The 12,988-nt window shown below is 55.2% G+C and carries 12 protein-coding genes; 10 read left to right on the top strand and 2 right to left on the bottom strand.

Annotation, left to right across the window (positions count from 1 at the left end; genetic code table 11):
* Positions 1 to 402: 402 nt before the first annotated feature.
* The gene (locus EVJ29_RS03155; protein WP_016510497.1) at positions 403 to 651 is read right to left on the bottom strand and encodes a DUF2627 domain-containing protein; all 249 of its coding nucleotides are present in this window, start codon (positions 649 to 651) and stop codon (positions 403 to 405) included.
* 132 nt (positions 652 to 783) lie between these two features.
* On the opposite strand from EVJ29_RS03155, the gene EVJ29_RS03160 reads away from it, so the two are divergent.
* The 8 genes from EVJ29_RS03160 (at position 784) to EVJ29_RS03195 (ending at position 10,396) form a co-directional block, all read left to right on the top strand.
* Complete coding sequence (locus EVJ29_RS03160) at positions 784 to 2,421, top strand: sigma 54-interacting transcriptional regulator (RefSeq protein WP_131463724.1); 1,638 nt, start codon at positions 784 to 786, stop codon at positions 2,419 to 2,421.
* A gap of 122 nt (positions 2,422 to 2,543) precedes the next feature.
* Positions 2,544 to 3,440: a phosphate butyryltransferase gene (gene yqiS, locus EVJ29_RS03165; protein ID WP_131504711.1), complete on the top strand. Its 897-nt coding sequence runs from the start codon at positions 2,544 to 2,546 to the stop codon at positions 3,438 to 3,440.
* A 24-nt stretch (positions 3,441 to 3,464) separates the two neighbouring features.
* Entirely contained in the window at positions 3,465 to 4,586 is a 1,122-nt protein-coding gene (locus EVJ29_RS03170; protein WP_131463720.1) for a Glu/Leu/Phe/Val family dehydrogenase, read from the top strand.
* 1 nt (position 4,587) lies between these two features.
* Positions 4,588 to 5,679, top strand: a complete 1,092-nt coding sequence (gene buk / locus EVJ29_RS03175) for a butyrate kinase (RefSeq protein WP_131490370.1) — start codon at positions 4,588 to 4,590, stop codon at positions 5,677 to 5,679.
* On the top strand, positions 5,663 to 7,072 hold the full coding sequence (gene lpdA / locus EVJ29_RS03180) for a dihydrolipoyl dehydrogenase (RefSeq protein ID WP_131504712.1): 1,410 nt from the start codon (positions 5,663 to 5,665) through the stop codon (positions 7,070 to 7,072). Before buk ends, lpdA begins: the two co-directional genes overlap by 17 nt.
* A gap of 23 nt (positions 7,073 to 7,095) precedes the next feature.
* Complete coding sequence (locus tag EVJ29_RS03185) at positions 7,096 to 8,094, top strand: thiamine pyrophosphate-dependent dehydrogenase E1 component subunit alpha (protein ID WP_131464898.1); 999 nt, start codon at positions 7,096 to 7,098, stop codon at positions 8,092 to 8,094.
* Positions 8,094 to 9,071 (top strand): alpha-ketoacid dehydrogenase subunit beta, encoded by a 978-nt coding sequence (locus tag EVJ29_RS03190; RefSeq protein ID WP_070327068.1) that lies wholly within the window; start codon positions 8,094 to 8,096, stop codon positions 9,069 to 9,071. The genes EVJ29_RS03185 and EVJ29_RS03190 overlap by 1 nt, the downstream gene beginning before the upstream one ends.
* Positions 9,072 to 9,082: 11 nt before the next feature.
* Complete coding sequence (locus EVJ29_RS03195; RefSeq protein ID WP_131463714.1) at positions 9,083 to 10,396, top strand: dihydrolipoamide acetyltransferase family protein; 1,314 nt, start codon at positions 9,083 to 9,085, stop codon at positions 10,394 to 10,396.
* 41 nt (positions 10,397 to 10,437) lie between these two features.
* Here the strand turns inward: EVJ29_RS03195 and EVJ29_RS03200 are convergent, their stop codons facing one another.
* A complete protein-coding gene (locus EVJ29_RS03200; protein ID WP_070327070.1) occupies positions 10,438 to 11,214 on the bottom strand; it encodes a sporulation protein in 777 nt (258 codons plus the stop codon).
* A 99-nt stretch (positions 11,215 to 11,313) separates the two neighbouring features.
* On the opposite strand from EVJ29_RS03200, the gene EVJ29_RS03205 reads away from it, so the two are divergent.
* Together EVJ29_RS03205 and EVJ29_RS03210 are read left to right on the top strand one after the other, a co-directional pair.
* Complete coding sequence (locus EVJ29_RS03205; protein ID WP_131490453.1) at positions 11,314 to 12,498, top strand: class I SAM-dependent methyltransferase; 1,185 nt, start codon at positions 11,314 to 11,316, stop codon at positions 12,496 to 12,498.
* 34 nt (positions 12,499 to 12,532) lie between these two features.
* Positions 12,533 to 12,961, top strand: coding sequence for a BrxA/BrxB family bacilliredoxin (locus tag EVJ29_RS03210; RefSeq protein WP_070327072.1), 429 nt, complete (start codon positions 12,533 to 12,535; stop codon positions 12,959 to 12,961).
* Positions 12,962 to 12,988: the final 27 nt, after the last annotated feature.

Here is a 12,988-nt window from a genome sequence, read left to right on the forward strand (position 1 = left end):
ATTGTTCCGACGAGAGGTCGCGACATTCGCTCATTTGCGAGACGATTCCGACATCGGTTCGAAGCTAGGGACCCATGTCAGGGTAAAACGAATCGTTCAGATGACCAAAAGGAGTGTTGTCAATCGTTGAACATCTCATGGCAAGCGTTCGACTTCACAATGGATGGTTGGACATGACCCGATGAATATTTGTTAGTAACTCGAATGAGTACGTTTCCGTTCACGCAAGACGGCAGTTACTAATTTCTTTCAAACTTCTTCATTAAGAAGACCATTGGATCTCATGTCAAAGCAGTATAGCAAGTCTGAAAGGAGATCATCCGTAGTGATCACAATTCAATATGAATAAAAAGGTTCCGCACTTGAAATGAAGTCAAGTTAGGGAACCTTTTTTTTGTGTGTTCAAGAATCTATTCGTGGGACTTTTCCTGTCTTCTTGTCGCGATTAAAGATATACCCTGCAACGAAACCGATACCGCCCATTGCCAGTAACAGACCGAACGTTCCTTGCAACATCGATGCTGCAGCAACCGACTCGATCCATGTGAATGGGGCACTCGTTTTTAAAAAGAAGCTGTCACGTAAAAGCTTGATGCCGTAAACGCCGAATAGGCCTGGGATGATTAGGATCAGAAGCGCGATCACACGCATAGTATCTCCTCCTTTTCCACTCATTATTTTAACAGAAAACGAGAGCGGAGACACTGCCTTTTTCGAAGAGTTGCGAAAAGGAAGGCGGTTGAGTAGCATGAATATAGATTAGGAAAATGGGGGATTTTAAAAATGAATAAACGATTGTTGATTGTCGGAGCGGGGAAAGGCGGGACCGAGGTGCTCAAGATGCTCCTTGATTCCCCACTCGTCACCGTCGCTGCCGTCATCGACTCGGACATAGCGGCAGAGGGATTGAAGCTAGCACGGAGTTGGGGCATCCAGACTTCGAGCGATTGGCGCGCGTGTGCCGACAAAAAAGTCGACTTTGTGATCGAGACGACCGGACAGAGCGAGACGTTCGTTGAACTGAAGGACCATTTTTCGGAGGCGGTCGTGCTGCCAGGCGAGTTTATCCGGATCGTCGTCGAGCGGCTGAAGCAGAACCAACAGATGCTCGAAGCGATCATCGACTGTACGAGCGAGGCGATCTCGGTCGCCGACCATAACGGGAATACGATTTTAATCAATCCGTCCTATACCCGCTTGACCGGATTTAAAAAAGAAGATGTCGTTGATAAACCGGCGACGGCCGACATTGGAATGCAGGAGAGCGTGCACTTGAAAGTTTTATCGACCGGTCAAGGCGTACGTGATATTCGGATGCAGATCGGGGCGACGCGCCGAGACATCCTCGTCAACGCCGAACCGATTGTGGTCGAAGGGAAGCTGCGCGGTTCCGTCGGCGTCATTCGCGACGTGTCCCAAATTCGGGCGTTGCGTGATGAGTTGAAGGAAGCGAAGACGCGGATTCGCAACTTGGAGGCGAAATATCAATTTACAGATATCATTGCGACGAGCGAAGCGATGCGCTTTGTCATCGAACAAGCCCGCCTAGCGGCACTCACGCCGGTCACCGTGCTCATACGCGGCGAGTCCGGCACCGGCAAAGAACTGTTCGCCCACGCCATCCACGGCGAATCGCCGCGGAAGTTTAAAAAGTTTGTCCGGGTCAACTGTGCAGCCATCTCGCCGACGCTGTTAGAGAGCGAACTGTTCGGGTATGAGGACGGTGCGTTCAGCGGGGCAAGGCGCGGCGGGAAAGTCGGCTATTTCGAGGAGGCGGACGGCGGATCTTTGTTTTTAGACGAGATTGGCGAACTCCCGGTCGACGTTCAAGTCAAGCTGCTCCGTGTCCTCCAAGAACATGAAATCGTTCGAGTCGGGGGCACGAACGCGATCCCGGTCGATGTCCGGATCATCGCGGCGACGAACGCGAACTTAGAACAGAAAGTGGCGGACGGGACGTTTCGTGAGGATTTATATTATCGGATCAACCGGATGCCAATCCACATCCCGCCGCTCCGTGACCGGCTTGAAGAGATCGAGCCGCTTTGCGAGCGGATCATCCGTAAACTGAATCAAGAGTACGGTCGACTCGTCCACGGGGTCGATCAAGCTGCGATTGAACTATTAAAGAGTCAATACTGGAAAGGGAACGTCCGTGAGCTTGAGAATGTGATTGGCCGGGCGATGATTTATATGGCAAGTTCTGAGCAATGGATCGCTCCCCATCACCTTCAACTATCGACACGGACCGTCACGGCGCGATCAGTCGAAGCCGTATCGCTTCAAGACGCCGTCGCTCGCTATGAACGAGATTTGATCGACCGGGCGATCGCTGAAGCGGACGGGAACAAATCAGAAGCAGCGCGGCGGTTACACATCTCGATCCGGACGCTGTATAATAAACTTGAACGTCTGCAGTAATATGCATGCATAATTTTGCTTACTATGTAATATATTGCAGGGTGGCCCTTTGTTTAAAGCGCTTTCAAAAATGGAAACAAACTTGCATAATATAAAGTGTAGACAGGTTAGGGGGGACAACGATGAACTTTGACAGGATGCTCGAACGGGCAAAACGGTTAGATGGATGCACCGTGTCGATTGCCGGGGCGGCCGACGTGGAAGTGATCCGCGCCGTCAAGCTTGCGACCGACCATGGATTGTCACGATTTATCCTATTCGGTGACGCCCGGGAGATTAAACGCTTGTGTGATGAACATGACATTGCCGAGTCGACGATCGATATTTTGCACGTCAAGGGAGAAGTCGATATCGCCAAACGAGCGACACTTGCGGTTCGCAACGGCGAGGCTGATGTTCTCATGAAAGGAATGGTGTCGACCTCGGTCTTCATGAAGGCGGTGCTCAGCCGGGAGTCGGGACTCAGGACGAGCCGGACGCTAAGCCACGTCGCCTTGTTCGAAATTCCAAATCGGGAGCGGTTGATCGGTGTGACCGACGCGGCGATCCATATCGCTCCGACGCTCGAAGAAAAAGTCGATATCATTCATAACGCGGTCGGCGCGATGCGAGACATCGGTTACGAGTTGCCGCGTGTCGCTGCAATCGCGGCAGTTGAAGTGGTCAATCCGCAAATGACCGCGACGATGGACGCCGCACTCCTTGCCCAGATGAACCGGCGTGGTCAAATCAAGGGTTGCGTCGTCGACGGACCGCTCGCACTCGACAACGCCGTCGACATGATTGCCGCCAAACAAAAAGGAATCGCTAGTGAAGTGGCCGGACAAGCCGACTTATTGCTCGTTCCATACATAGAGGTCGGCAACGTCCTTTATAAATCGATCATGTACTTCGCCGGGGCCAGCGTCGCGGCGATCGTCGTCGGGGCCAGTGCCCCCGTCGTCTTGACAAGCCGGGCCGATACGGCCGAGGCGAAACTTTATTCGCTCGCGTTCGCCCTATTGCACGCTAAAAAATAACTGATGACTCAGGAGGAATAAAAAATGATGGAAACAAACATGGAACCACGCTTTCGAATTTTTGACGTATTGCAGGCTGAAGACTATGAGCAGATCGTATTTTGCCAAGATCAAGCATCAGGCTTGAAAGCGATCATCGCGATTCATGATACGACGCTCGGACCAGCCCTCGGCGGACTGCGGATGTGGAATTATACATCAGAAGAAGAGGCGCTCACAGACGTGCTACGTCTCGCCAAAGGGATGACGTACAAGAATGCGGCGGCGGGACTCAACCTCGGCGGCGGGAAAGCCGTCATCATCGGGAACGCGAAGACGGACAAATCGGAAGCATTGTTCCGTGCCTTTGGCCGCTACGTCCAGTCGCTCAGCGGCCGCTACATCACGGCTGAAGACGTCAACACGACCGTCGCCGATATGGACTTCATCCATATGGAGACCGACTACGTGACGGGCGTCAGCCCAGCGTTCGGCTCGAGCGGCAACCCGTCTCCTGTTACTGCGTACGGTGTCTATCGCGGCATGAAGGCGGCCGCGAAGTGGAAGTTCGGTTCCGACTCGCTCGCCGGCAAGACGGTCGCCGTCCAAGGTGTCGGGAACGTCGCCTATAATTTGTGCCGCCACTTGCATGAGGAAGGCGCGCATCTGATCGTCACGGACATTAACGAAGACGCGCTCAAACGTGCCGAGACGGACTTTGGGGCGACAGTCGTCAAACCGGATGAGATTTATGCGGTCGAGTGTGACATCTTCGCGCCATGTGCGCTCGGTGCGGTCATCAACGATGCGACGATCCCGCAACTGAAAGCTCAAATCGTGGCCGGTGCGGCCAACAACCAACTCGCTGAAGACCGTCACGGCGACGTGTTAGAGGAGCGAGGCATCTTGTACGCACCAGACTTCGTCATCAATGCAGGCGGTGTCATCAACGTGGCCGATGAGCTCGAAGGGTACAACCGCGAGCGGGCCATGAAGAAAGTCGACTTGATTTATGACAACATGCAGCGTGTGTTCGAAATCGCTGAACGGGACGGGGTACCGACTCACGTCGCGGCAGAGAAGATGGCCGAAGAGCGCATCGAGATGATGTCGCGTTCGCGCAGCCAGTTCTTGAAAGTCGAAAAGAGCCTGTTAGGTGGGCGCTAACATGACGAGACAACTCGTTCTAGCGATCAACCCGGGATCGACGTCAACGAAAGTCGGTTTATTTGAGGGCTCAGACGAAATTTTGTCGAAAACGGTCCGCCACGGAGAAGATGTCACAGGATTGTCACTCCCGGAACAATTGCCTCACCGGGAGCGAGAAGTACGGGACTTGTTAATTGAATCAGGCATCGCCGGCGAATCGTTGTCGGCGATCGTCGGTCGCGGCGGACTGCTCGCCCCAATGACTTCGGGGACATATGTTGTCAATGAACTCATGCGCGAAGATCTCACGAGCGGGCGCTACGGCGTGCACGCATCCAACTTGGGCGGCTTGATCGCCCATAAGCTCGGTGAATTATTTCAAGTACCGAATTTTATCGTCGACCCGGTAGTCGTCGACGAGATGCATGACCTCGCTCGAGCGACGGGCATGCCAGAAATCAATCGACGGAGCATCTTCCACGCCTTGAATCAAAAAGCCGTGGGCAAGCGCTTTGCCGCAGAAAATGGAAGCGATTACAATGAGCTCAACTTGATTATCGCGCATCTCGGGGGCGGCATCACGGTCGGGGCGCACGCGTCCGGGAACGTCATCGATGTGAACAATGGACTCGACGGGGACGGTCCGCTCGCACCGGAACGAGCCGGCTCGATTCCTGTTGGACAGGTAGTAGAACTATGTTATAGTACCAGGTATAATAAAAACGATATGAAACAGAAAATCGTCGGTCGTGGTGGACTGTATGCGCACCTCGGAACGGTCGACGCCATCGAAATCGAAGACCGGATGACGGCAGGTGACGATAAGGCCGCACTTCTCTATGAGACGATGGCGTACCGAGTCGCCCAAGAGATCTCCAAGCACGGGGCCACGCTGTCCGGGAACGTCGATGCCATCATCTTGACGGGCGGGATCGCCTACTCGGATTGGCTGACCGGGAAGATCAAAGACCGGGTCGGCTACTTGGCACCCGTCCACGTCTATCCGGGTGAGGATGAATTGAAGGCGCTCACGGAAGGGGCCCTTCGGATCATCCGGCAGGAAGAAGCTGTAAAAGCATATGAGGGGGATACACATGGCACGAGAATTTGATGTCATCGTCATCGGCGGCGGACCTGGTGGTTACGTCGCCGCGATCAAAGCGGCGCAGGCCGGTAAGCACGTCGCGATCGTCGAGGCGGAAAAACTAGGCGGGACATGTCTACATAAAGGCTGCATCCCGACAAAAGCGCTCTTGAAGGCAGCGCACGTCTATCAAACGGCGAAACATGGCGAAACGTATGGCGTAGAAGTCGAGACGGTCACGTTCAACATGGGACGGGCACAAACGTTCAAACGAGAGCTCGTCTCCGGCCTTGAGAAAGGCATCGAGCACTTGATGAAGCAAGGGAAAATCGAAGTGTTCCGCGGCAAAGCCTCGATCTTGGGACCGAGCATCTTCTCGCCCCAACCGGGAACGGTCGCGGTCGAGGATGAAACCGGCGAGTCGGAGCTGTTGTTGCCGAACCAGTTGATCATCGCGACGGGATCGATCCCCCGGGAGCTCCCAGGGTTGCCGTTCGATCATGAGCGCATCCTCAATTCAGACGACTTGCTCCGGTTCGAGCAGTTGCCGACGTCCATCGCCATCATCGGAGGCGGCGTCATCGGCGTCGAATGGGCGTCGATGCTGATCGACCTCGATGTCGACGTGACGCTGATCGAGGTCGGCGAACGTCTGTTACCGCTCGAAGACAAGGCCGTCTCGCGAGAAGTCGAGCGACTGCTCAAGAAGCGCGGCGTGCGTGTGAAGAAAAATGTGACGGTCGACCCGGAACGGACGACCGTGTCAGCGGACGATGTCGCGCTCGCGGTCGGTGACGAACAACTTACGGTCGACTGTGTGCTCGTCTCGATCGGTCGGATCGCGAATACGGAAGACCTCGGGCTGCAGAACACGTCGATCATCGTCGAGAACGGCGTCATCCAAGTCGACTCGCAATATCGGACGAAAGAACGTCACATCTTTGCGATCGGTGACTGCATCGGTAAACTCCAGCTCGCCCACGTCGCGTCAGCTGAAGGTGTCAAATCGGTCGAAGCGATTCTCGGTCAAGAACCGACACCGCTCGACTACAACGTCATCCCGCGCTGTGTGTACGGTGTACCCGAAGTCGCATCGGTCGGATTGACCGAAGAGGCGGCAAAAGCAGCGGGACACGTTGTCAAGACGGGGACGTACCGTTTCAACGGTCTCGGAAAAGCCCGGATCGAAGGACAAGCCGACGGATTCGTCAAGCTGATCTCAGATTCGGACACTGACGACCTGCTCGGAGTCCACATCGTCGGACCGAAAGCGACAGAACTGATCACGGAAGGCGGGCTCGCCCTCGTCTTGAACGCGACGGCTTGGGAGATGGGTCAGCTCGTCCACCCGCACCCGGCACTGAGCGAAGCATTCCAAGAAGCGGCGCTCGCCGTGGACGGGTTACCGATTCACGCCTAAGGAGGAAACAGGAAATGGAACAAATGACTGTGAATTCATATGAAGAGCTCGGCTTGTCGAAACAAGACCTCACCGCGATGTTTGAGACGATGGTCCGGGCCCGTAAAATCGATGAACGGATGTGGAAATTGAACCGAGCCGGAAAAATCCCGTTCGTCGTCTCGTGTCAAGGACAAGAAGCGGCCCAAGTCGGGGCGGCGTTCGCCCTCGAGAAAGGGACCGACTACATCCTCCCATACTACCGGGACGTCGCCGTCGTCTTGCATTTCGGTCAGACGGCGCGTGACTTGATGTTGTCGGCGTTCGCCAAAGCGGAAGACCCGAACTCGGGCGGCCGGCAAATGCCAGGTCACTTCGGCTCGAAACAACTTCGCATCGTGACGGGGTCGTCTCCGGTGACGACGCAAGTGCCGCACGCGGTCGGTGTCGCACTCGCGGCCAAACTGAAAAAAGAAGAGCTCGTCACGTTCGTATCGTTCGGTGAAGGCTCGTCGAACCAAGGGGACTTCCACGAAGGGGCAAACTTTGCCGGCGTGCATAAACTTCCGGTCATTTTGTTCTGTGAGAACAACAAGTACGCGATCTCGGTACCGCTGTCGAAGCAACTCGCCTGCGAGCGCGTCTCGGACCGGGCGAAAGGATACGGGATGCCAGGAGTGACGGTCGACGGGACAGACCCGATCGCCGTCTACGTCGCCGTGAAAGAGGCGCGCGCCCGCGCACTCCGCGGAGAAGGGCCGACGTTGATCGAGGCGGAAGTCGAACGGCTCGTGCCGCACTCGTCGGATGACGATGACAAGGCGTACCGCTCGTCAGAAGAACTCGCCGAACTGAAAAACCGCGACGGGATTCAGTTGTTCCGGAAGCGATTGCTCGAAGATGGCGTCGCAACCGAGGCCGAACTCACAGACATCGAGACGAAAGTCGACGTCGAAGTGAACGAAGCGACGACGTACGCCGACAAGGCGCCTTACGCGTCACCGGAATCGACGATGGACCACGTGTACGAGGGGGATAACTGATGAAAACGTTTATTGAAGCGATCAACGAAGCAATCCATGAAGAGATGGAACGCGATGAGAACGTGTTCGTGCTCGGTGAGGACGTCGGCGTCCGCGGTGGTGTCTTCCGGGCGACGCAAGGCTTGATTGAAAAGTATGGTGAGGACCGTGTCATCGATGCTCCGCTCGCTGAAAGTGCGATCGCAGGCGTCGGGATCGGTGCGGCCATGTATGGGATGCGGCCGATCGCCGAGATGCAGTTCGCCGACTTCATCATGCCGGCCGTCAACCAAATCGTGTCCGAGGCGGCGAAAATCCGTTATCGCTCGAACAATGACTGGACGTGTCCGATGGTCATCCGGGCGCCGTTCGGGGGCGGGATCCATGGCGCGCTCTATCATTCACAGTCGGTTGAGGGCATGTTCAACTCGACGCCTGGTTTGAAAGTCGTCATCCCGTCCGACCCGGTCGACGCCAAAGGACTGCTCAAGGCGGCGATCCGTTCGAACGATCCTGTCCTCTTCTTTGAGCATAAACGGGCGTACCGCTTGTTAAAGGCGGACTTACCGACTGACGACTATACGGTCGAGATCGGCAAGGCCGCCGTAAAACGCGAAGGCGACGACGTGACGATCATCACGTACGGCCTCTGTGTCCATATGGCCCAAGAAGCCGCGAAGACGCTCGAGGCGGAAGGGATCAGCACGCATATTTTGGATTTACGCACGGTCTATCCGCTCGATCAAGACGCGATCGTCGAAGCCGTCAAGAAGACGGGTAAAGTCCTGCTCGTGACCGAAGACAATAAAGAAGGCAGCATCATCGGGGAAGTTGCAGCCATCATCGCCGAGAAAGCGCTGTTTGAACTCGATGCGCCGATCGAACGCTTGGCAGGACCGGACGTGCCGGCGATGCCGTACGCGCCACCGATGGAGAAGTATTTCATCGTATCCCCTGAAAAAATTGCGGAGCGGGCCCGTCAGCTCGCTGCGTTTTAAGGAGGGGTCTTATGGAACAGACGATCAAGATGCCACAACTCGGGGAAAGTGTGACCGAAGGGACGATCACGACATTCCTCGTCAAGCCGGGCGACCGGGTCGAAGAGTATGAACCACTCGCTGAGGTCATGACCGATAAAGTGACGGCCGAGATCCCGGCGACGAGTGCTGGGATCATTAAAGAGCTGTTGATTGGTGAAGGCGATACCGTTAGCGTCGGCACGCCGGTCTTGACGATGGAAGTCGCAAGCGCTACCGATGAGCCCGCCGAATTGACAACTGAAGACACGAAGCAGCCGGAACAGGCTGCGGTCGTCGCGACCGTTCCTGTTTCCGCGCCGCCGCGTAATAGAAGCGCGAACGGGCGTTTCTCACCGGCCGTCATCCGTCTCGCGAGTGAGAATGATATCGATTTGGATCAACTCGACGGCTCAGGACTCGGTGGCCGGATCACGCGCAAAGACGTCCTTCGTTACTTATCGGAAGGTCGTCCGCGTCAACCGGAACCGGCGACGCAAGTACCGGTTCAAGAGACGATGACGCAAGTGAAGCTCGATGTGCCAGAAACCGTCACGAAGCCTGTCGTCGCGCCAATGACCGCTTCGACACCGAGTGAATCGTCAGACCGTATTGAGATGATCCCGACGGCGGGTGTCCGTCAAGCGATCGCGAGCAACATGGTCCGCTCGAAGCACGAGGCACCGCACGCGTGGCTCATGATCGAAGTCGACGTGACGAACCTCGTCGAGGCGCGCGCCAAATTGAAAGATGAGTTCTTCGAACGGGAAGGCGTCAAGTTGACGTTTATGCCGTTCTTCATGAAGGCGGCGGTCGAGGGTCTGAAGAAACATCCGATGATGAATTCGGAGTGGGCCGGGGACCATATCAAAGTCCATAAAGATATCCATCTATCGGTCGCCGTCGCGGCGAACGATGCGCTCTACGTCCCGGTCATCAAGCATGCGGACGAGAAGAACATCAAAGGGCTCGCCGTCGCGCTTCAAGACGTCGCCGGCCGTGCCCGCGCAAACCGCTTGAAAGCCGACGAGATGCGTGGCGGCACGTTCACGATCAACAATACGGGCGCTTTCGGATCGATCCAATCGGCCCCGATCTTGAACTACCCGCAAGCGGCGATTCTCTCGGTCGAATCGATCGTGAAACGTCCCGTCTGGGTGAACGGTATGTTCGCGGCACGCGACATGGTCAACTTGTGCATGTCGGTCGATCACCGCGTCCTCGACGGTCTCGTCGCCGGACAGTTTTTACAGGCGATTAAACAGTCGCTCGAATCAATCGACCCGAACACGTACACACTTTATTGATCCAAAAAGGAGCCATGGACGCATGTCCGTGGCTCCTTTCGTTAAATTGACCGTTCAATCAATGACTCGATGTCGCGGCGAATACGTTCGGGCGAAGATAAGTCGGCCTGTGAGTAACTGAGCCGATGTGTCGACTCATCGGTCCCGGTTAAGTCGGCGAATAGACTGCCTAAACTATGGACGCTCTTGTCGACTTGGATCAACAAGTCGAGGCTCGTCTCGTCTTGCAGTAAGATGACCTCGAGTTCGTCGAGCCGACGTCCGAAACTTGTGCCGTTCGGCGAATACTCGAGCTCTTGAGCGATTGGGAGTCGTCCCGAGCGATGTCTGGCCGGCAGCATCTCGGTGTCGGCTTTTTTTAGCCGGAAACCGATATCGTCGAGCACGTCGAGGATGACTTGCTGCTCGCGGTTCGGTTTGACGAGAATCGAGTCCTCGTCTTTCGGGTCGACCGCTTGGGCGATATCGAGGCCGGTCTCGATCCATGTCTTCGACTGGCTGACGGAGATCGGTGTGTTGAACGGCACTTCGATCGTGAACGGGATCTCTTTCACTTCGTCCGGTCCGATCATGAATGGTGCCTCGTTCAACAGGATTTTTTCGATCGTGAACGTCGAATAGGTCGTCTTGTCATTGACCTCGTGCTTGTAGAGCGTATTGAAGAAAATGTAGATACGGTCGACCGATTGTTCGACGTTGCCGCCTTTGATGTGGACGACCCCGTCGAGCGTACCGCCGGGAACACAACTGTTCTCCGCCAGGCGCGTATCGACAGTCGCAGCCCCGATTCCAATCGATGAAAGTAACTTTTTAAACATATGGTGATCCTCCTTTGACGTTTGCACGTGTTCGTGTAATAGTATGTACGGATGCACGTTTAAAAAGTTTCGCAACTACTTAAAAAAAGGATGAATCAAGTGGAATATACAGATTTGATGGAACGGCTCAACGGTCTGATCGAAGATGGGGAGCTTGTGACGGCGACAATCAGTCAACCACGTCAAAAATCGAGCGATTTACGCCGGGTGAAACTGAAGCCGGTATTGTTGAAAGATGAGTACCACATACAGTTTGAATACCAATTTGAGCGCGTCATGAAACATAAAAATTTACGTACGGAAGAAGCGATCGCAGAGCTTGGACAGCTGCTCGAAAACTTCCGGCAAGGACAGTTTCAGCTGAAAGCGACCGAGCTCCATTTCCAACTCTCGAAAAAGTTTAAAGTAACGTATAAAGAGCGGCCAACGGACGTGAAGCAAGTGAAACTGACGCACAACCGCGAAAAGCAGTACGTGTTGCCGGTCGATGAGCCGGTCCCGTTCCTGATTCGCCTCGGCGTCCAGTCGGTAGATGGGAAAGTGAAGCGTCAGAAGTACGATAAGTTTAAACAAATCAACCGGTTCCTCGAGTTCATCGAGGATTCGATCAAATACCTCCCGACCGACCGGACTGTCCGGATTCTCGATTTCGGTTCGGGCAAATCGTATCTGACGTTCGCCTTGTACCATTTCTTGCATGAGATGAAAGGGTATGACGTACACATCACCGGGCTCGATTTGAAGAAGGAAGTCATCGAGGAGTGCGCCGGGATCGCCCGCGACCTCGGCTACGAGCGGCTCGAGTTTCTCGTTGGGGACATCAATGAATTTGAAGGCGAGTCGGCGGTCGATATGGTCGTCACGCTCCATGCCTGCGACGTCGCGACCGACATGGCGCTCGCGCGAGCGGTCCGCTGGGGGGCGAAAGTCATCTTGAGCGTGCCGTGTTGCCAGAAAGAACTGAACCGGCAACTCGAGGCGCCGAGCCTCGACGTCATGCTTCAACACGGCCTCGTCAAGGAACGGTTCGCGGCGCTCGCCACCGATTCGATCCGGGCCGAACTGCTCGGTCTCGTCGGCTATGAAGCGCAGTTGCTCGAATTTATCGACATGGAACATACACCAAAAAATATTTTGATTCGCGCCTATTTGACGAACCGCGAAGCGACCGAAGAGCAGCGCGTCCGCTACAAAGCGTTCAAGTCGTTACTCGGTGCGGACCCGTTCCTTGAAGGTCAGTTGAGCGATAGACTTGTCCTAACCGATCCACAAGACGTAAAATAAGAAAGATAAGACGAAAGTCGAAAGGGGAAACAATATGGATTTTCAATTATACTTTCAAGATGTAGTCGAACAGGCACGCAATGAGGTACGGGCAGCAGGATACACCGAACTGACGACACCGGAAGAAGTCGATGCGGCACTGAAGAAAGAAGGCAAGACGCTCGTGCTCGTCAACTCGGTATGTGGTTGCGCCGGTGGGATCGCTCGTCCGGCCGCGGCCTATGTGAACAAGATGGAAGGCACGAAACCGGATCAGTTCGTCACCGTCTTCGCCGGACAAGACCGGGAAGCGACGGACCGGGCTCGTGAGTATTTCGAAGGGTACGCCCCGTCGTCACCATCGATCGCGCTACTCGAAGATGGAAACATCGTCACGATGGTCGAACGGAGCACGATTGAGTCGTCGACGGCTGAAGAGCTCGTCGAACAGTTACAGACGTTGTTCGATATTTATTACGCGTAATCAATGTGTGGGCGCAAAGGCTTTGCC

This window comes from Exiguobacterium sp. SH4S7 (assembly GCF_004336795.1).
Taxonomy (GTDB): Bacteria; Bacillota; Bacilli; order Exiguobacteriales; family Exiguobacteriaceae; genus Exiguobacterium; species Exiguobacterium aurantiacum_A.

What these genes read in the sequence shown, in the direction of transcription:
- buk (WP_131490370.1), top strand. Translation starts at nt 4,588, where the DNA reads ATGACGAGACAACTCGTTCTAGCGATCAACCCGGGATCGACGTCAACG.
- EVJ29_RS03170 (WP_131463720.1), top strand. Translation starts at nt 3,465, where the DNA reads ATGATGGAAACAAACATGGAACCACGCTTTCGAATTTTTGACGTATTG.
- EVJ29_RS03210 (WP_070327072.1), top strand. Translation starts at nt 12,533, where the DNA reads ATGGATTTTCAATTATACTTTCAAGATGTAGTCGAACAGGCACGCAAT.
- EVJ29_RS03190 (WP_070327068.1), top strand. Translation starts at nt 8,094, where the DNA reads ATGAAAACGTTTATTGAAGCGATCAACGAAGCAATCCATGAAGAGATG.
- EVJ29_RS03195 (WP_131463714.1), top strand. Translation starts at nt 9,083, where the DNA reads ATGGAACAGACGATCAAGATGCCACAACTCGGGGAAAGTGTGACCGAA.
- yqiS (WP_131504711.1), top strand. Translation starts at nt 2,544, where the DNA reads ATGAACTTTGACAGGATGCTCGAACGGGCAAAACGGTTAGATGGATGC.
- EVJ29_RS03155 (WP_016510497.1), bottom strand. Translation starts at nt 651, where the DNA reads ATGCGTGTGATCGCGCTTCTGATCCTAATCATCCCAGGCCTATTCGGC.
- lpdA (WP_131504712.1), top strand. Translation starts at nt 5,663, where the DNA reads ATGGCACGAGAATTTGATGTCATCGTCATCGGCGGCGGACCTGGTGGT.
- EVJ29_RS03200 (WP_070327070.1), bottom strand. Translation starts at nt 11,214, where the DNA reads ATGTTTAAAAAGTTACTTTCATCGATTGGAATCGGGGCTGCGACTGTC.
- EVJ29_RS03160 (WP_131463724.1), top strand. Translation starts at nt 784, where the DNA reads ATGAATAAACGATTGTTGATTGTCGGAGCGGGGAAAGGCGGGACCGAG.
- EVJ29_RS03185 (WP_131464898.1), top strand. Translation starts at nt 7,096, where the DNA reads ATGACTGTGAATTCATATGAAGAGCTCGGCTTGTCGAAACAAGACCTC.